Source organism: Roseofilum reptotaenium CS-1145 (genome assembly GCF_028330985.1).
Lineage (GTDB): Bacteria > Cyanobacteriota > Cyanobacteriia > Cyanobacteriales > Desertifilaceae > Roseofilum > Roseofilum reptotaenium.
This window is the reverse complement of record NZ_JAQMUE010000103.1, coordinates 76,135-94,868: the sequence shown is the minus strand read 5'-3', so window position 1 is coordinate 94,868 and position 18,734 is coordinate 76,135. Positions and strand designations below refer to the sequence as shown.

Here is an 18,734-nt window from a genome sequence, read left to right as displayed (position 1 = left end):
TCGCCAATAGTAATGATGTCATTCTCAAGAGACACAGTTCCCTTGATTTCCGACTCGTACCATGACCAAAATTCAGACTCTGATTCAGTTTCCTTGAGTTTGTCAAAGACTGCTAGGGCTTTCGCTAAGGCGTTGATGCACTCATCGCGAGTGAAAGATTCATTGCAAGTATTGTTTACCATCGATGGCTTGGTAGCTGTTTTGAACCGAAGGTATAACCGATTCCCAGAAACAACAACTCGAATACCCTTGGGGGTTGACTTCTGAGAAGCTTTGAGGCGAGCCCTCACTAGCTCATGGTCTACCAATTTGGATACTTCGATAGAGTTAGAGTGAAAATACTTATTAACCAGACTCCGCGCCTGTCTTATATAGGTGTCCATATTCAACACATTTTCAACACATTTTCAAGGTTCAGTGTGTTGAATGTATGTTGGACAAGAGTTACAGCCACTCGGATGAGGTGAGTTGCTGATTAGGACTTGGGTTCGAGACCCGTCAGTCCCGCTTTAAGTTCTCGATTGTTCGATAGGGCGATCGCCCCTGTCTTGCTGTTCAGCAGGCCTGAAATTCCTCTTTTATTCTTCTAAGGGGGAAGGAGGGTTAAGCAACTGCTCATCACGACGGATGCGAATTTGGTCTAAGCGCGGCCCTTCCGCTTTAATGACGGTAAACTCTAGAGTCTCATAATTGAGGACTTCTCCCACATTCGGGATTTTTTGTAGTTGGGTAATCACAAATCCCCCCAAAGTTTGATAATCATCGTCAAGGGGTAAATCCAAGTTGAGCATATCGTTGGCTTCTTCAATATCTAATTGCGCTTGCACCAGATAGGTTTGTTCATCGAGCTGTTGGATGAGAGATTCTTGACCATTATCTGGTTCTTCCGTATCGCCGATAATTTCGGCTACGATATCCTGAATGGTAATTAATCCCGCTGTTCCGCCAAACTCATCAACAACAATGACCATCGCTTGGTGCGATCGCTGCATCAATCGCAATAATTCCAACACTGGAGTATTTTCTTGCACAAATCGTGCTGGACGTACCCAGACTTGAATCGCCGTTTCTGGGGATAAATCTCCCTTTGCTAAAGGGCCCGCTAATTGTTTAAAGTTAACAATCCCCCGAATATCATCTAGGGAATCCGCCATTACCGGATAGCGAGAATGCCCTGTTTTTGCCACTTCATCAAGCAAATCTTGAAACATGGCATCATAGGAAATACTCTCAATGCTGGTGCGGGGAATCATTACATTTTCAGCCACTACTTCCCCAAATTCAAAGACATTATTGAGCAGTTCCCGCTCAGAAGCGTGTAAACCAATGGACTCAGTAGACGTACTGATAATGAGTTGTAGCTCTTCTGGGGTGACACGGGTGTGCCAGGTTTGGGCAGAGTAGCGAACCCCCACCAAACCCAAGAGAAACCGGGTAGAGCGATTAAGTATGCAAACAAAGGGATTAAAAAAGCGGGCGATCGCCCAACTGGGTGGGCCTAAAACCCTAGCCAATTGCTCTGAATATAATAGGGCAACGGATTTCGGGCATAATTCCCCTAACACGATCTGCAAGTAAGCAATGATAATAAACGCTAGGGGAATAGAGAGGGAATGGGTTAAGCTTTGTCGGAGAGATGGAGAAAGGGGAGAATTCGAGAGCGCCTCTTGCAAAATTGTTGCCATCGTATTTTCCCCTATCCACCCTAGAGCTAAACTGGATAGGGTAATACCCAATTGGGTGGTTGAGAGGAGACGCTCTAGATTAGTGTGTAACTTTTGTACCGTTTGGGCAGGTACATCACCAGTAGAAACCAATTGTTGAATCCGCGATCGCCTCACGGAGACAATGGAAAACTCAGCCGTTACAAAAAAGGCATTAATCGCAATTAATAAGAAAACGGATAAGAGTCGAATGGAACCATCGGCAAAGGTTAATGCAGCCAGATGAAAGGGTATTCCCATAAATGGAGTTAACGGAATCTCTGTGTCCATTTAGCGAACAACTGGAATACCAGAAACTTGAAGATTTAACTCTTCATCGGGATAATCGGTGAGCTTCATAGACAAGTGTTGAGCATCTGCCAACAGAGCCACCGGTACACTCACTTTACCGGAAAACTCTTCCTGATTGGGGGGAACTTGGGAGGGTAAACCCGAGGTTGTTGCAGTTAAAGAGCGCCCCCGATTGTCTGTAATATTCAAGAGACTATAAAGAAAGCGCACCATCTGGGGACTATCATTGCGAATTTTCACATCCAGTTCTAAATTATCCTGTTGTTGATAGGCAGCCGAGATTTCTAGGGTAACGCCTCGATCTTGAGTGGCGATCGGAAAACCGGGTAAACTGAGAGTCGGTTCCTTAGGTTCGGCGATCGCCTGCTGAGAAGAGTCTGGAGTGGGTTGGAAACTCTGATCTTGTGACTCATTCGCCCCTTCACCCTCAATATAAGTGTCCACCCGTTTTAAGATCTCCTCTTCCTCCAAAATCGGCACTGAAGTTTTACCCGTCGTTCCCGGTTGACGATTCACCATCGTGCTAGTGGGGCTAGAGTCCGGTTGAGTAATCCCCTTGAGCGCTTCTCGACCAATATTAAACCCTAGTGCCGCACTAATAATCCCCGCACCAAACATCATCGACAGTAAAATTAGCGTCAGCGCAACTGTGGAATTTAATCTCATCTTTCTCTACCTACGTTGTTCTCTATGTTTGTTCTCTTCGGTCAAGATACCAATCATCCGATTAGTCTAAGCTAACTTGGGCAAAGTGACACGGATATTCTCTATTGCCTTCCCCCCAAGGGGGGACACAGGGGGGTTTGCCTCCTCCCTCCCACCTTGTGCTAAGATAAATAAGATTGAGATTGACAGAGAAATTTTCGTTCACTCCCTAAGTTTACTCAGAGTCTATCAATCTCTAGCGCCCTTGGCCGATTGGGGAGGCAGCGAACTCATAATTCGCCTTCAGACTGGTTCGATTCCAGTAGGGCGCAGTGAAACCCGACTCTAAACTCTTGGTGAGTGAAGGTCGGGTTTCTTTGTTGAGCAATCATCGATCTCCTAGAGAATAGCTGCACCTTTGGAGTTAGAAAAGCTGAGGTTCAGGCGCACGAGGCAGTGGTGCTGGAGGTAAGGGAGCTACCGGAGGAGGAGGAGAAAAGGGCACAAAGGGAGTGGGAGCAGGAGGGATCGGATCGGGTTCGGTGGACACACTGGGAGAAACCACTAAGTTTTGATCGAAGGGGTTATATAAATCTTGAGTGCGAACAATAGGCGTGCTGGTATTTTGCACTTGGGTAATATTTTTGTAGAGGATATGAACCAGTTGGGCACTCCGGCGAGTATTATGCTCGGAGAATCGAGGTAGGCCTAAAAAGTTTTGGACTTGACCAGTCAACGATCGCTGATAAAAGTAGTCTCCACCATTGCTATAGTAAGCTGCATCAAAGAGTTCGGGAATCGATTGGTAGACCACGGCTTGATCGGGTAGTACCGGATTCGGATCGGCATTAAACTGGGCATTCGCTTTAGATGCTAGGGTAAATACCCCAAGGGAAGCCAGTAGACCAAGGGAAATGAGAGTTTTGAGTCGAGTTAGCATGTGTACTACTCCTCACGATTTTTAGACAATCATAGCCGATCATCAGCGGTTAAACCCCTGGTTTAGCAGACAATAAAGAGGCCGCTAACCAAGGACTCAATAATAAAACCAGGAACATGCGGGTCATTTGCATCGCCACCACTAAGCCCACATTGCCGCCAATTTCGATTACCGTGGCGGTTATTGCACTAATACCTCCTGGGGTTGTGCCTAAAATAGCGGTTAAGGTGTCGATATGGGTCAATTGATGAAATTCATAGCCAATGCCTAAACAAACGGCAATTAAGATCATCACTAAACCCAATTGAATGACGACTGATTTCACCAAAGTTTGGGCAACTTGGCGATCAAATTTGAGGCCGATGGATAATCCAAAGAGCAACAAACTGGCAGCAAAAATGGGATCGGGAACATGGAGGGGATAGGGAAGTATCCAGAAGGTCATTAAGCCCAGGAAAAAGGGGCCAAGAAAGACGGCGGCCGGCAATTTTATCCCCCTTCCTATGAAGAGACCGAAAACACCACAGACGGCTAAAATACCAAGGTTGAGAATCGGGGGAAGGGTTGCTGATGAGGTAGATATCTCCGGCAGAATCACGGGTTGACTGATCGTTTCGCCAGACGAGAATGTGACAAGGGATGGTACAATCACAGATACCATGAGAATGCGCAGGTATTGCAGAAAGGCAACGGCGATCGCATCTCCGCCTAAATCTTCACTGAGGGCAACTAACGTTGGCCCTGCTCCCGGAATGCATCCTAAAAAACCTGTTGCTTTGTCTATTCCAGCCCAACGACTGAGAAGATAACCATTCAATACACTCAATATCCCTGTAATAGTTATACAGCCGAGCAGAGGCAGGGCATATTCTTTAGCTAAAACCAGGGTATCAAAGGAGAAACGGGTGGCCGTCGTCAGGGCAATAATCCCTTGACCGATAATGGAGAAAATCGGGGGGAGCGGTTGTGCTTCTCCTTTAAAAAGGGCATATATGAGACCAAAAATCATGGGTCCAACAAGCCAGGATACAGGAATATGGAGCTGGCTTAACACGACGGCGGTAAGAGAGGCGATCGCTACTAAACCAATATAAGATAAGCTATTTTTGAGCTTATCCTGAAGCATTTCCTCTGAGGAGAGCTGTTCTGGCTGATTGGGTTTGGGAACATCGACCATATCATTGAGGTTCATCAAAATTACTCTAGTCTCTTTCCTTGTACCAAATTTCGTAAAATATTGATAACGACTGGAGCAAAGGGTTCTAGTTTACTCTGTTGGGCCAGTTTGTTAATCACCCGTTCTAATATTTCTCCACTCTCTATTTGTAACGTCTTTGGATTGTCATATTGGTTCTAGATCAAGATATTGGTTCTAGATCAAGATACAGTAGTTTCTGCTATTTTTTTAGTCTTAACACTCAATTTATCAATGATATCTTAAGGCTGCCTTAAACTCGATCGGAAATAATAATGCTGTTTTTTCGTTAGATGATCGCAGATAAGGGTTATGAAGAGAGTTCACCGATTAGTCTTGAGTGGTTTGATGCGTAGCGTCCTTGTTGCTGGGATTACAGTTCTGAAGCATCAACCGAGTATGGGAAATTGGATTGCACAGCGGACAGTGGTACTTGGGGAGATATTCCGTTTACCTCCCATCAGCTTAAAAACGGTACAAAATAACGCCATTGCCAATCAAGTGCAAGATGATCGTGGTATTCGCATCGGCGGACTCTTTTCAGGATTAGATCATTCACTGAATGATCCAGATAATATATTTTATGCGATCGCTGATCGCGGCCCCAACGATCGCATCACTGTTGGCAATGAAAAACGCGGTACTTTTCCCGTTGGGGAGAATGGTTTCCGTGGTTTGAAAGCTCATCTGGCTCCCCAATATCGGGAAGAGTAGCAGTGGCTCCTTGTCCCCAAGAAGTTACCCTGCGTCCTGCCAGCGAATGCGGCTTTGGCGAAGTTCCGGGTATTAGTCATCAAGGAGGGAGCAGTTTAGCACTCTCTCGTTATAGCAAAAATCAAGATGCAGCATGGGTATTTTTGCAATGGCTCACCAGTTCTGATATCATTATCCGCATAGCAATTTTGAGTCAAACCAACAGCGTTCGCCGCAGCACCTACAGCGACCCTCGATTGCAACTTGGATTGAGAGCCAATCTCCGAGTGGCCAATTATTTTGATGTTACCCTGGATGCCATTGAAAATCCTATGGGAACGGAACCTCACCTTCCCAATTGGATCGATTTGGGTTTCAATCGCTTTCCCATAGAACTGGGAAGATTAATAACTAACCAACAGAGCATTCAAACCACTTTAGACAATATGGCACGAGCTGCTGCCCGAGCCACGCAAACCCTTTCACTCACCTAAAACCATGAAAGCTATCTTTCGGAGTTTTCACTCTCTTAATGATTACAGCTTGCGCCATCAACTGTTAGGCGTATTTTGCCTTATCACTCTGATTCCTCTCACGGGTTTTGCTTGGTGGAATTATCGAGTCACTCGGAGTGCCTTGATTCAATCGGCTAATCAATCTCTTGATGCAGCCGCTTCTCAAACTGCAAAATCCCTGGATGCGTTTGTTAAGATTAACCTCACATCTCTTGTTATAGCAACGCAACAAGAAACCTTTGTGAATTATCTAAAAACTAGCTCGAGTGCTTCTCCCGCCCTGAAAAAGCAAGCACTCAATATATTAAACACCTTAATGGCAAAAGATAAAGTGTTTTTGATCTCTGTGGCTCTCCTTGATATCAATGGGCAGAATCTCCTCGATACCTACTCTCCTCAAGTCGGACAAGACGAGTCCAATCGCGACTATTTCCAAGTTGCCTTAGAAACAGGAGAACCTTTTGTTTCCAACGTAGAGTTTTCTCAATTGGATGGTCAGCCTTACCTATATTTCAGCCATTCAGTCCGCGATCGCCAAACGGGAGAAGTGATTGGTGTCCTACGCAGTCAGTATAGTGCCACTAGACTCCAATTCCTCATACTAGAACATGAGAATTTAGCCGGTTCTTTGTCTTTTCCAATTCTACTCGACGATCACAATTTGCGCTTGGCCCAAGGCTATCGCGATGATGGTGGCTTGCCTGAAGAACTGCGCTTTCAATTTCTCGCCCCTCCTGAATGGGAAACGATTCAGGAGCTACAAGCAATGTATCGCTTTCCCCCATCCCTACCTACAGATCTCGCAACTCAACTGACACAATTTGACGAATTTGCTGCTAATTTTAACCCCGATCGCCCCTACTTCACGACCATTCTTTCCCAAGAAAAGAACATAGAATATGCCGGAGCGATCGCACTGAGCCAAATCCAATCTTGGAAGGTTGCTTATTTGCGTCCAAAATCCGTTTTACTCCAACCGATAAACATTCAAACCCGAAATAATCGTCTCTTCGCTTTAGGGACAACTCTTGCTGCTCTTGGCGTGGGATTTGGTATGGCCAATGTAATTACGTCTCCCATTCGACGATTGACGGCGATCTCTCGACAAATTGCCGATGGAAATTTAAGTGCTTGTGCAGATATCACCTCCCGCAATGAAATTGGCGAATTAGCTCGCACGTTCAATACTATGACTGCACAATTGCGTTGTTCCATTGATACTCTCGAACAACAAGTGCGACAGCGTACGGTAGAATTGCAGGTGGCCAAAGACGAAGCCGATTCAGCCAATCACGCCAAGAGCGAATTCCTGGCCAACATCAGCCACGAACTTCGCACTCCTCTCAATGGCATTCTTGGCTATGCTCAAATTTTGTCCTACACCGAACTTCCGACGCAAAAACAAAGAGATGGAATTCATATTATTCACCAATCTGGGACTCACTTACTGAGTCTTATTAATGATATTTTAGATCTCTCTAAAATTGAAGCTCGCAAACTGGAGCTAGTCCCCAAGCCTGTTCATCTCCCCTCCTTTTTGCAGAGTGTGGTGGAGATATGCCAAGTCCGTGCTGAAGTCAAAGGGATTGATTTTATCTATCAAACGAATTCCCCTCTCCCAGAAGGCGTGTCTATTGACGACAAGCGACTGCGACAAATCTTGCTCAATCTGCTCAGTAACAGCATTAAATTTACCGATCGCGGTTCGGTGACGCTCTCTGTAGATGTTGTCGATTTATCCGAAACCCAAGCCACTCTGATCTTTAAAGTAATCGATACAGGAGTCGGGATTGCCCCAGAAGATATGGCAAAACTGTTTGAAGCCTTTGAGCACGTTGGCGATGCCCAAAAACAAGGAGAAGGAACTGGACTGGGACTGCCTATCTCTCAACGCATTGTCCATCTCATGGGGGGAGAAATCGAGGTCAAAAGTGAACTAGGTGAAGGGAGTGAGTTTTCCTTCATCCTTGAACTTCCTGTAGTCGATAATTGGGTACAACAACATCAAGGGATTGAAGGCAGCGATAATGCTAGGTATCACTGGCGTAATCGCATTATCGGCTATGAAGGAGAAACCCGTAGCATCTTGATTATCGATGACCGTTGGGAGAATCGAGCCGTAGTCTCCAACCTCCTTGAACCCCTAGGTTTTGAGACCATTGAAGCAGAAAACGGAGAAGAAGGATTAAAACTCCTGCGGGAAAAACAGCCAGATTTAGTAATTACTGACCTCGCCATGCCTGTGATGGATGGTTTTGAGTTGATTAAACACATTCGTGCTGCTGAGGACTTGCACCATTATCAGATTGTGGTCTCCTCTGCATCCGTAGCCCAAGTGGATCAACAGAACGCCCTTGATGGGGGTGGAGATCGCTTCTTAGCCAAACCCGTTGATGCTAATACTCTCTTTGCCATAGTTTCGGAGTGTCTGGATTTACAATGGCTTTATGAAGAAAGAGAAGAAACTCAATCAGATGAAAATGAAGAAAGAACACAAGAGGATGATATGCTTGTTCCCCCAGTCGAAGACCTCAAAGACTTGCTGATGATTGTTCACCGGGCAGATACCAATGAAATCTGCCATAAAATTGGAACGTGGGATAGCCGCTATCAAGAGTTTGCTGTTCCTATCCTCGCACTTGCCGAAGAGTTTAAAATAGAAGAAATTGAGGAGTTTTTGCAACAGTATTTAGACTGAGAGAACGTTAACCAAGAGAATAATTATGTCAAATAAAGGACAAATTTTAGCGGTTGATGATACCCCCGCCAATCTAAAAGTCATTAGCGAAACGTTAAATAATGCGGGATACACTGTTGCCACAGCTATTGATGGCGATCGCGCTCTTAAACGATTGCAACACTATCAGCCCGATTTAATTCTTCTTGATATCCAAATGCCTGGTATCGATGGTTTTGAAACCTGTCGCCGTCTCAAAGCAGATCCCCAAACCCAACATATTCCTGTTATTTTTATTACCGCACTTTCCGATGCTATCAATAAGGTTAAAGGATTGGAAATGGGGGGCGTTGACTATATCACAAAACCCTTCGATCATACCGAACTTTTGGCTCGCATTAAAGTTCATATTAATCTAAATACAGGAATCAAACAGAGTATCCGAAGGAACATATAGAACGACCTAAAATTAGTCTTCATACTGAAATAAATACGAGGGACAAAAAGTCATTGATTTGCGTTAAAATCAAAGATAATGGAGTGGGGATATCCCCTCAAATTAAATCTCGAATATTTGAGCAATTTTTCACAACTAAATCCATAGGAAAAGGGACGGGATTAGGGCTGGCTATCGCCCGTCAAATTGTCACAGAAAAACAGGGTGGAACCCTAATTTGTTCTTCAGAATTGGGACAAGGTACAGAATTGATGATTTCTCTTCCTTTGAAGAATATCAAGTCTGACTCAATAGACCTCTGCTAAAACCATTCAAGCCTCGCCAGCGCCATGTTTTGTTTGGCGCGATCGCCAGTTGGGGGAATCAAGGGTTAATTCTCTGTAAACTCGAAAGCCCCCCATACTCCTTGTCCTGAAACACCAAAAATGATATAAGAGATTAAACTATGAAAAGACGTGATGTCTTGCACTGGGGAACATCAGCCGCATTGGGATGGAGCGCCACTTCTGCATTGAAAGCCTGCCGTCGTTTGTCCCCATCTTCTCTCCTTCAATTATCCGTAGAAGAGACGCGCGGTTTGGAATCGGCAGGTGTCATCGGAACCGATGCCTATTACTTTCTCAAAGATGTCGGAAAAACCTTTTCCGGCACAACTCTACGATTAATCATAGAAGATGTCCCTGCTACAAAAGCAGCTTGGGAATTGATGCAAGATGAATTTACTCCCCTAACGGGAATCGACGTGCAATGGGATATACTGCCCCTCGATCGCGTTCTGGGACGAATCGAGCAAGACATAGCTAGAGAAGCGGGAACCTACGACATCATGTATTGGGATCAGGCTTGGATCGGTCGTTTTGTTAATATTGGGGTCAATCCCAAAGAATTGCTGGAAAACAGTGAGCTGCGATATCCCAACTATGATTTTGAGGATTTTTTCCAGTCTTTGGTGGCTAATGTTGCATCTTATCAAGGAAACTTGGCTGCAATTCCCTACGACATCCCTATTTTTATTATGTTCTACCGCCCGGATGTTTTGGAAGAATTGGGGTTATCTGTTCCAACGACAATGATAGAGTACTTGGCGACGATCAAAGCGATTAGCGAAGCCAAAGCGCCTCAAATCTATGGAACGCTAGGACAGTGGAAAGTAGGGCATTACAGCCTACATTGTAATATGACAGCTTGGTTGTGGGCCCATGGTGGATCGATTTATTATGCAGATGGAACTCCAGCCATTAACGACGATCGGGCGATCGCCGGAATCGAATACATGCTCGCTCAACGACCCTATGCTCCTCCGGCTGCAACAACCTGGGATTGGTATGGGGAAGCAGAAGCCTTTCGCCAAGGTCGCGCCGCTATCATGATTTCTTGGGGAGAATGGTTTCCATGGTTTGAAAGCTCATCTGGCTCCCCAATATCGGGAAGAGTAGCAGTGGCTCCTTGTCCCCAAGAAGTTACCCTGCGTCCTGCCAGCGAATGCGGCTTTGGCGAAGTTCCGGGTATTAGCCATCAAGGAGGGAGTAGCCTGGCACTCTCTCGTTATAGCAAAAACCCAGATGCGGCATGGGTATTTTTGCAATGGCTCACCAGTCCGGATGTGATTACTCGCACGACGATTCTGAGTCAAACCAACAGCGTTCGCCGCAGCACCTACAGCGATCCTCGATTACAACTTGGGTTTGGAGCCAATCCTCGAGTTGCCAACTATTTTGATGTTACCCTGGATGCCATTGAAAATCGTATGGGAACGGAACCTCACCTTCCTAATTGGATCGACCTCGGTTTTGATTGTTTTCCAGTAGAACTGGGAAAACTAATGACCGACCAACAGAGCACTAAAACAACTGTGTATAAAATGGCAGAAGCTGCTGCTCGAGCAACGGAAGCCCTTTAAAATAGCGCTTCACGCTGGGGAGTGGGGAGTGGGTAATGAGGAAAGACTCAACTCCTGACTTCCGATTCCCGATTCCCTAGCGCGTAGCGCTTGAATTGAAAATCATGAAAGCTCTCTCTCTCGAACATTTCTTTAATCACTACAGTTTGCGTCATCAACTCTTAGGCGTGTTTTGCTTTATTGCTCTAACTCCCTTGGCAGGATTTGCTTGGTGGAATTACCACACCACACGGACAGACTTGATTGAATCGGCCAATCAATCCCTTAATACTGCTGCGTCCCAAACTGTAGTCACTCTTGATGTGTTGGTGCGCACTAATTTAACGGCTATTGCTACGGAAGCGCAACAAGAAACCTTTGCTACTTATTTGAGTACACCCAATTCTATCTTGAAAGAGCAAGCTCTGAACAGCTTAAATATCTTGATGGCGAAAGATAAAGTTTTTTTAGTTTCCTATGCTCTGCTCGATACCAATGGCCGGAACCTCCTCGATACTTACTCCCTTCAGATCGGACAAGATGAGTCCGATCGCAATTATTTCCAAATTGCCCTCGAAACGGGAGAACCTATTGTTTCCAACATCGAATTTTCTGAGGTTGATGGCCAACCTTACCTCTATTTCAGCCAGTCTATCCGCGATCGCCAAACGGGAGAAGTAATGGGTGTCCTACGCAGTCAGTACAGCGCGGCTAAACTTCAACATCTCATACTCGAACATGAGAATTTAGCGGGTTCTCTTTCGTTTGCTCTCTTACTCGATAACCACAATTTGCGCTTGGCCCAAGGCTATCGCGATGATGGTGGCTTGCCTCAAGAACTGCGCTTTCAGTTCCTTGCCCCTCCCGAATCGGAAACTATTCAGGAGCTACAGGCCATGTATCGCTTGCCTTCATCCCTACCTACCGATCTCGCAACTCAACTGACACAATTTGACGAATTTTCTGCTAATTTTAACCCCGATCGCCCCTACTTCACGACCATTCTTTCCCAAGAAAAGAATATAGAATATGCTGGAGCGATCTCACTGAGCCAAATCCAACCGTGGAAAGTTGCTTATTTACGCCCAAAATCCGTTTTACTCCAACCGATAAACATTCAAACCCGCAATAACCTCATTCTTGCTTTGGGAACGACCCTTGCCGCTATTGGGGTAGGATTTGGTATAGCCCATGTGATTTCGTCTCCCATTCGACGATTGACGGCGATCGCCAAGCAAATCACCGATGGCAATTTAAACGCTCATGCCGACATTGTATCGGACAATGAAATTGGCGAATTAGCTCGCACGTTCAATACTATGACTGCACAACTGCGTTCTTCCATTGATACTCTCGAACAACGAGTACGAGAGCGAACCTTGGAATTGCAAGTGGCCAAAGAAGAAGCCGATTCAGCCAATCACGCCAAGAGCGAATTCCTGGCCAACATCAGCCACGAACTTCGCACGCCTCTAAATGGCATTCTTGGCTACGCTCAAATTTTGTCCTACACCGAACTCCCTACGCAACAGCAACGGGATGGAGTGAATATCATTCATCAATGTGGCACTCATTTGCTCAGTCTGATTAATGATGTTTTAGACCTCTCTAAAATTGAAGCTCGCAAACTGGAGTTAGTCCCTAAACCTCTTCATCTCCCCTCCTTTTTACAAAACCTGGCGCAGATGTGCCAAATTCGCGCTGAACTGAAAGGACTTGAATTTATCTATCAAACCAGTTCCCGTCTCCCAGAGAGCGTATCCATCGACGACAAGCGACTGCGACAAGTCTTACTTAATCTGCTTGGGAATGCCATCAAATTTACTGAGCGCGGTTCAGTGAGCCTATTGGTGGATGTGGTGGACTTGTCCGAAACTAAGGCAACCCTACTGGTTCAAGTAAGGGATACAGGGGTAGGGATCGCCCTAGAAGATAGGACGAAACTGTTTGAAGCGTTCGAGCAGGTCGGCGATGTCCAGAAAAAAGCAGAAGGAACTGGACTGGGACTAGCCATTTCTGAACGTATTGTCCATCTTATGGGAGGACAAATCGAAGTCACCAGTGAACTCGGCCAAGGCAGTGAATTTTCCTTCACCCTCGATCTTCCCTTAGTTGATGATTGGGTACAACCCTACCGAGGGATTGAAAGCAACTCTCGCATTATTGGCTACAAAGGAGAACGCCGTAGTATCCTGATTATCGATGACCATTGGGAGAATCGAGCTGTCCTTTCCAACCTCCTCAACCCCCTCGGATTCACAACCCTTGAGGCAGAAAATGGAGAAGAAGGGTTAAAAATGCTGCGAGAGCAACAACCGGATTTATTAATTACTGACCTTGCTATGCCCGTGATGGATGGTTTTAAATTGCTCAAACACATTCGCACTACGGAGGACTTGCAGCATTATAAGATTGTTGTTTCTTCGGCATCTGTTACCCAAGCTGACAAACAAAAGGCCCTGGATGGGGGTGGCGATCGCTTCTTAGCCAAACCCATCAATATCAAGGATCTCTTTGCCGCACTCTCGGAATGTTTGCATTTAGAATGGCTGTACGAAGAGCAAGAAGAATCAGATTTTTCACCAAAAAGCAGCAGACAAGGGGCACAAAGGAGAGATATACCGATTCCTCCTCCTGAAGACCTCACGATATTAATCGATCTCGCTCTCAACGCCGATCTATTCAGCATCTGCGATCGACTTGAAAGGTTGGATAGCTGCTATCAAGAGTTTGCTGCCCCTCTTCTTGAACTTACCAAAGAGTTTAAAATAGAAGAAGTTGAGACTTTATTAAAACAATACCTAGATCGAGAAGAATGAAAATCATAAAATAGAAACCAGAGTCTTCATATACATTGACGTTAAAATTCATAAATAAACAAAAACATATGGGCAATCTCATGTTTTCTCGGATTCGTATTCTTTCAATGATAGTCTTTGGTTTATCTGGTGTTTTTTTTATGGAGCTTGCCCAAGCAAGACAAACCATAAAGGTCGGGTTCACAGATAACCCTCCTGGTGTTTTTTTTGATGAGAGTGGAGTCCCTAAAGGATTATTTGTCGATTTATTAGAAGAAATTGCCAGACGAGAGAAATGGGACATCAAATATATACATGAAGACTGGAAAATCTTACTCAAAAAGCTAGAGAATAACGAGATCAACTTACTGGCCTCTATTTCTTATTCAGAAAAACGAGACCAAATTTTTGATTTTGTTAATGAACCTGTAGCCGTTAAGTGGGGGACGGTTTATGTAGCACCGAATAGCGATATAAAAATTTTACCTGATTTAGACCGAAAGCGAGTTGCCGCAGTTTCAGGAAGTATCCACAATCGTAATTTCAAGGCAATGACTCGTGATTTTGGGATTCAACCTGAAGTAATTGATGTAGCAGAAGCACCAACAGTTTTAGAATTAGTAGAAAGTGGAGAAGTAGATGCTGGGGTTATTAATAGTACGTTCGGATATCTTGAAGAAGAAAAGTATCGAATTGAAAGAACTGCTATCGTTTTTCATCCAACTCGCTCGACGTTTGCTACTCCAGAAAATAAATATGCTGATCTTCGTGAAACGATTGATGGTTATCTCAAGCAATGGAAAGAAGATCGACAATCTATTTATTATGAGTCTTATAATACAGCGCTTTGCGCTGTTATGAGGGACAGTAACAACAATGAGTAAACCAGTTTTTTAAAGGTTCAGGATCGATCAACTTAAGAGCTACGGACAGAAGAACATCAATCATAGCACGGGTAGTAGGAGCAAAAGCGAAGACAAAAGACTTCAGTTGTGACCACCACATTTCAATGGGATTAAAATCTGGAGAATAAGGAGATAAATAGATGACACTAGCACCCACCGCTTCAATTTTAGAGACAATTGAGGCAAGTTTATGAACCGGTAAATTATCCATCACAACGACGGCACCTGGCCATAATTTAGGCAGGATAAAATCATTGATAAACACCTTAAATGCCTCCCCATCTAATGAGCCATCAAGAGTCATTAATGCTAAAACTTCCTGCTGACTAATGGCTCCTACAAGAGTGATTTTCGCTCCTCGATAATAAGGTTTAAGTTCTCTGACTCTTGTCCCTTTTTCTGAACGACCATAAGCACGACTTCTTCCTAAGAGAATACCCGATTCATCTATAAATACCAGGTCTTCTGGCTTTATTTCTTTGATTTTTTCCCAATATTCTACTCTTAGTTTTTGTACTCTTTCTGTTGCCGCTTGACTGCTATGCCTCGTTTTTTTTTACGAGATAACCCTAATTTCTGTAAACAGCGACACAGGGCTGTCGGACTTACCCAATTACCAGTCGCTTCGGCAAAGAATTCACACAGTTCCCTTAGAGTGGCATCTATATGTTTTTCTACTAAGGCTTTCACTTGCTCTTGAGCTTCAACACTTGTCAGATGACTAAACTGGGGCTTGCCTCTGCGTTTTGGCTCTACATTTCCTTCTGTTTTTTGTTGTTTGACCAACTTGTGAACTAAATTTTTACTCACTGAAAATCTCGCGGCAACTTGTCTAATTGAGTAGTTTTCTACTAGATGCGCTTTAACGATTTTTTCTCGTAAGTCTACGCTATATGCTTTCATCATCTACTCCATAATCTCTATTTCTTTACTGTATACCAATTACAGCGCTTTGCGCTGTAATTGGTATGGAGGCAAAGAATTAGTCAAGGAAACGATTCCTAAATGGTTGATTTTTGTAGCCATGGGAGGAAGGACAGGTGTTATCGTTATTTTCTGTTGAAATCAAACCCTAACGCGGGAGATTGAACAGCGCAAAGTCTTAGAAGTTGAATTGCAAGCGGCAAAAGAAAAAGCAGAAGTTGCTAATCAAGCCAAAAGTACTTTTATTGCTAACATGAGCCACGAATTGCGAACTCCCCTCAATGGTATCCTTGGCTATGCCCAAATCTTAGAGCGATCTCGTGTTTTACCCCCGAGAGAAAAAAAGCAGGTGGATGTTATTTATCAATGTGGTTATCATCTGCTAACTTTAATTAATGATATTCTCGATCTGGCCAAAATCGAAGCTCGAAAACTGGAAATATTGCCGGTTCCCGTCCATTTCCCTGCTTTACTCCAAAGTGTTGTAGAAATGTGCAAAATCAAAGCTGAACAAAAAGGTCTTGATTTTATTTATCAACCCAGTACCCGCTTGCCAGATGGCATTTCTATTGATCAAAAACGCCTGCGTCAGGTTCTGATTAATTTGCTCGGTAATGCCATTAAGTTTACTGATTCGGGTACTGTCACCCTGCGAATCGATGTATTGCAACAATCTGAGACAGATACTAAGCTTTTCTTTCAAGTCACGGATACTGGAGTCGGTATCACTGAAGGGGATCTGGCTAAACTGTTTGAAGAATTTGAACAGGTCGGCGATCGCCAAAAACAATCAGAAGGCACTGGACTCGGACTCGCCATCTCTCAGCGTATTGTGAATCTGATGGGGGGAACCATTGAAGTGAAAAGCCAACTGGGTCAAGGCAGTGAATTCTCTTTTGTTATTGATGTCCCCAGAATAGAGGATTGGGCACAAAAACAGAGGGAAATTCACCAGAGCGATAATGCTGGACATCGCTGGTGTGATAATGCTGGACATCACTGGCGCGATCGCATTATCGGCTATGCAGGAGAACGTCGGACTATCCTGATTGTCGATGACCGTTGGGAAAATCGCGCTGTGGTGTCCAACCTCATCGAACCCCTGGGATTTGAAACCCTTGAGGCAGAAAATGGAGAAGAAGGGTTAAAACTCCTGCGGGAAGAGCAACCCGATTTATTGATTACTGACCTTGTCATGCCTGTAATGGATGGCTTTGAATTGCTCAAACGCATTCGGGCTGCCGAGGACTTACGGCATTATAAGATCGTTGTCTCCTCTGCATCTGTCACCCCAGCCGACCAACAAAAAGCCCTTGATGAAGGTGGCGATCGCTTCTTAGCCAAACCTGTCGATGCTCAGGATCTCTTGGCAGTACTCTCGGAATGTCTGAATTTAGAATGGCTTTACAACGAGCAAGAAAAATCAGAAATATTGTCAAGAAACCAACAAGGGGTACAAACGGGAGATATACTTATTCCTCCCCCCGAAGACCTCAAAATATTAATCGATCTTGCTCTCAAAGCCGATCTATTCAGTATCTGCGATCGACTGGAAAAATTGGATAGCTCCTATCAAGAGTTTGTTGCTCCTCTTCTCGAACTTGCCGAAGAGTTTAAAATAGAAGAAATTGAGACTTTATTGCAACAATATTTATCACAGGATGTGATTTAGGTGCATGGTAGCTTTACACCCGCTTTTAGGATAGTTGCTATAGCCGTGAAAGGGAGAGTTAGGAAATGTTCTATTGCCATTCGTTCCTATTCTCTATTTTGTTAAACTTTAATTATGATGAAAACAAAGAACACGAGTATTTATGCTTAAAAGCTATCCTGATAAAGCAAGCGCGAAACCCGGTTTTTTATTTTTGCAAGGAATATTATTCTTCTTCATCTTCACTTTTGTTCTACCTGGTTGTCAATCCCAACCCGAAGAACCCATTGCCCAAGAATCGGCGACAACCCATAGTGATGGAACGGGGATTGTCACGGGAGATACCTCCGATATGAAAATTGCCCTATCCATGTCCTTTTTGGATCGTTCAACCTATCGAACAACCAGTGTAGAAGCCTTTGAAAAAGCCGCTCGCCAAGCGAAAAAGCAAGGATTGCTTGCTGAGTATGTTGTTTTGGATGCAGAGCGAAGCACTGAGAAACAAATCAAACAGGTTCAACAATTGGTTGACGAGGGATACAATGCCATTGTGATGGAAGCCGCTTCAGTAACCGCACTCAACCCTGCTGTGAGATCGGCTTGCGAAGCAGGGGTGATTATCATTGGTGCGGGAAATACCCTCAGCGAACCCTGTGCTTACAATATCACCAATGTATGGAATGATTACGGTGCCCTGCAAGCCACCTATCTCGGCAACCGACTCAAACAAGGGAATCTCTTAGAAGTTCGAGGACTCAAAGGAGCCAGCGCGGATAGTGATATTAGCGCTTCTCTGCGTGCCGGTTTAATGACCTTCCCTGACCTCAACATTGTGGCTTCCGTTTACGGTAGTTGGACTCAAGAAATTGCTCGAGAGGAAGTTGAAAAAATTCTTCCTTCTCTTCCCTCTATTGATGCTGTGGTCACCCAGGGGGGAGATGGCTATGGTGTTGCCCAAGCCTTTGCTGCCACCGATCGCCCCCTGCCCATTATTCTCATGGGCAATCGTTATAAAGAATTAAAATGGTGGCAAGAACAGCGAGATGCCAATGGATATCAAACCGTTTCCGCAGCAGGAACCCCAGGAGCAACGGGTGCAGCCGTGTGGATCGCCCAACAAATTTCAGCCGGCAAGGAAGTCCCTAAATTTCTAGAACTCCCACTTTTGATCGTCGATGAAACGACATTAGATGCTTGGTTAGCCGTTACCCCCGAAAATCGAGTTGCGGATGCAGAATACACCCTCGAGTGGATAGTCAAATTAATCGATGCACACATTGCTGGAGATCCTCTACCACCCAATCCCATTCCTGAGATGGTACCTGAATCTTAAACACGCAATAATCCTTGCAGGTAAAGTACGATGGGTTCATTTGCAAGTAACTGAAATAATGAACCCTACCCTCATTCTCTAGATTAATGCTCGATCCTACAGCAAAA

General features: G+C 44.6%; 14 protein-coding genes, 1 tRNA gene and 3 pseudogenes. 11 read left to right on the top strand and 7 right to left on the bottom strand.

Going from position 1 to position 18,734, the window contains the following annotated elements:
- The 3 genes and pseudogenes from PN466_RS23405 to PN466_RS23395 form a co-directional block, all read right to left on the bottom strand.
- Positions 1-182, bottom strand: a pseudogene (locus tag PN466_RS23405) (site-specific integrase); the annotation flags it as partial.
- 396 nt (positions 183-578) lie between these two features.
- A complete protein-coding gene (locus PN466_RS23400; RefSeq protein WP_271944523.1) occupies positions 579-1,994 on the bottom strand; it encodes a hemolysin family protein in 1,416 nt (471 codons plus the stop codon).
- Positions 1,995-2,681 (bottom strand): hypothetical protein, encoded by a 687-nt coding sequence (locus PN466_RS23395; protein ID WP_271944521.1) that lies wholly within the window; start codon positions 2,679-2,681, stop codon positions 1,995-1,997.
- Positions 2,682-2,919: 238 nt separating this feature from the next.
- Here PN466_RS23395 and PN466_RS23390 point away from each other — a divergent pair.
- A tRNA-Met gene (locus PN466_RS23390) sits at positions 2,920-2,992 on the top strand.
- A 92-nt stretch (positions 2,993-3,084) separates the two neighbouring features.
- Here the strand turns inward: PN466_RS23390 and PN466_RS23385 are convergent.
- A complete protein-coding gene (locus PN466_RS23385; protein WP_271944519.1) occupies positions 3,085-3,600 on the bottom strand; it encodes a hypothetical protein in 516 nt (171 codons plus the stop codon).
- A 49-nt stretch (positions 3,601-3,649) separates the two neighbouring features.
- A complete protein-coding gene (locus PN466_RS23380) occupies positions 3,650-4,792 on the bottom strand; it encodes an AbrB family transcriptional regulator (RefSeq protein WP_271944517.1) in 1,143 nt (380 codons plus the stop codon).
- Positions 4,793-5,107: 315 nt separating this feature from the next.
- On the opposite strand from PN466_RS23380, the gene PN466_RS23375 reads away from it, so the two are divergent.
- The 8 genes and pseudogenes from PN466_RS23375 to PN466_RS23340 all read left to right on the top strand — a co-directional run bounded on the left by PN466_RS23375 (position 5,108) and on the right by PN466_RS23340 (position 14,698).
- Positions 5,108-5,509 (top strand): hypothetical protein, encoded by a 402-nt coding sequence (locus PN466_RS23375; RefSeq protein WP_271944515.1) that lies wholly within the window; start codon positions 5,108-5,110, stop codon positions 5,507-5,509.
- A 2-nt stretch (positions 5,510-5,511) separates the two neighbouring features.
- On the top strand, positions 5,512-5,982 hold the full coding sequence (locus PN466_RS23370) for a hypothetical protein (RefSeq protein WP_271944514.1): 471 nt from the start codon (positions 5,512-5,514) through the stop codon (positions 5,980-5,982).
- 4 nt (positions 5,983-5,986) lie between these two features.
- Positions 5,987-8,701, top strand: coding sequence for a hybrid sensor histidine kinase/response regulator (locus PN466_RS23365; RefSeq protein ID WP_271944512.1), 2,715 nt, complete (start codon positions 5,987-5,989; stop codon positions 8,699-8,701).
- Positions 8,702-8,726: 25 nt separating this feature from the next.
- Positions 8,727-9,098 (top strand): annotated as a pseudogene (locus tag PN466_RS23360) (response regulator); the annotation flags it as partial.
- A gap of 35 nt (positions 9,099-9,133) precedes the next feature.
- Positions 9,134-9,442: a sensor histidine kinase gene (locus PN466_RS26555; protein WP_449314333.1), complete on the top strand. Its 309-nt coding sequence runs from the start codon at positions 9,134-9,136 to the stop codon at positions 9,440-9,442.
- A 140-nt stretch (positions 9,443-9,582) separates the two neighbouring features.
- Positions 9,583-11,037, top strand: a complete 1,455-nt coding sequence (locus PN466_RS23350) for an ABC transporter substrate-binding protein (RefSeq protein WP_271944507.1) — start codon at positions 9,583-9,585, stop codon at positions 11,035-11,037.
- A gap of 104 nt (positions 11,038-11,141) precedes the next feature.
- The gene (locus PN466_RS23345; protein ID WP_271944505.1) at positions 11,142-13,835 is read left to right on the top strand and encodes a hybrid sensor histidine kinase/response regulator; all 2,694 of its coding nucleotides are present in this window, start codon (positions 11,142-11,144) and stop codon (positions 13,833-13,835) included.
- A gap of 80 nt (positions 13,836-13,915) precedes the next feature.
- Entirely contained in the window at positions 13,916-14,698 is a 783-nt protein-coding gene (locus tag PN466_RS23340; protein ID WP_271944503.1) for a transporter substrate-binding domain-containing protein, read from the top strand.
- Here the strand turns inward: PN466_RS23340 and PN466_RS23335 are convergent.
- Both PN466_RS23335 and PN466_RS23330 read right to left on the bottom strand, forming a co-directional pair.
- Positions 14,670-15,209, bottom strand: a pseudogene (locus PN466_RS23335) (IS630 family transposase); the annotation flags it as partial. The gene PN466_RS23340 and the pseudogene PN466_RS23335 sit on opposite strands and share 29 nt — an antisense overlap.
- Positions 15,210-15,223: 14 nt before the next feature.
- On the bottom strand, positions 15,224-15,625 hold the full coding sequence (locus tag PN466_RS23330; protein ID WP_271944501.1) for a helix-turn-helix domain-containing protein: 402 nt from the start codon (positions 15,623-15,625) through the stop codon (positions 15,224-15,226).
- Between the two features lie 208 nt (positions 15,626-15,833).
- On the opposite strand from PN466_RS23330, the gene PN466_RS23325 reads away from it, so the two are divergent.
- Together PN466_RS23325 and PN466_RS23320 are read left to right on the top strand one after the other, a co-directional pair.
- On the top strand, positions 15,834-17,315 hold the full coding sequence (locus tag PN466_RS23325; protein WP_271944499.1) for an ATP-binding protein: 1,482 nt from the start codon (positions 15,834-15,836) through the stop codon (positions 17,313-17,315).
- A gap of 142 nt (positions 17,316-17,457) precedes the next feature.
- Positions 17,458-18,627, top strand: a complete 1,170-nt coding sequence (locus PN466_RS23320; RefSeq protein WP_271944498.1) for an ABC transporter substrate-binding protein — start codon at positions 17,458-17,460, stop codon at positions 18,625-18,627.
- Positions 18,628-18,734: the final 107 nt, after the last annotated feature.

Excerpts from the sequence above, each read along its gene's own strand:
- PN466_RS23400 (WP_271944523.1), bottom strand. The coding sequence starts at position 1,994 with ATGGACACAGAGATTCCGTTAACTCCATTTATGGGAATACCCTTTCAT.
- PN466_RS23395 (WP_271944521.1), bottom strand. The coding sequence starts at position 2,681 with ATGAGATTAAATTCCACAGTTGCGCTGACGCTAATTTTACTGTCGATG.
- PN466_RS23385 (WP_271944519.1), bottom strand. The coding sequence starts at position 3,600 with ATGCTAACTCGACTCAAAACTCTCATTTCCCTTGGTCTACTGGCTTCC.
- PN466_RS23380 (WP_271944517.1), bottom strand. The coding sequence starts at position 4,792 with ATGAACCTCAATGATATGGTCGATGTTCCCAAACCCAATCAGCCAGAA.
- PN466_RS23375 (WP_271944515.1), top strand. The coding sequence starts at position 5,108 with ATGAAGAGAGTTCACCGATTAGTCTTGAGTGGTTTGATGCGTAGCGTC.
- PN466_RS23365 (WP_271944512.1), top strand. The coding sequence starts at position 5,987 with ATGAAAGCTATCTTTCGGAGTTTTCACTCTCTTAATGATTACAGCTTG.
- PN466_RS23350 (WP_271944507.1), top strand. The coding sequence starts at position 9,583 with ATGAAAAGACGTGATGTCTTGCACTGGGGAACATCAGCCGCATTGGGA.
- PN466_RS23345 (WP_271944505.1), top strand. The coding sequence starts at position 11,142 with ATGAAAGCTCTCTCTCTCGAACATTTCTTTAATCACTACAGTTTGCGT.
- PN466_RS23340 (WP_271944503.1), top strand. The coding sequence starts at position 13,916 with ATGTTTTCTCGGATTCGTATTCTTTCAATGATAGTCTTTGGTTTATCT.
- PN466_RS23330 (WP_271944501.1), bottom strand. The coding sequence starts at position 15,625 with ATGATGAAAGCATATAGCGTAGACTTACGAGAAAAAATCGTTAAAGCG.
- PN466_RS23320 (WP_271944498.1), top strand. The coding sequence starts at position 17,458 with ATGCTTAAAAGCTATCCTGATAAAGCAAGCGCGAAACCCGGTTTTTTA.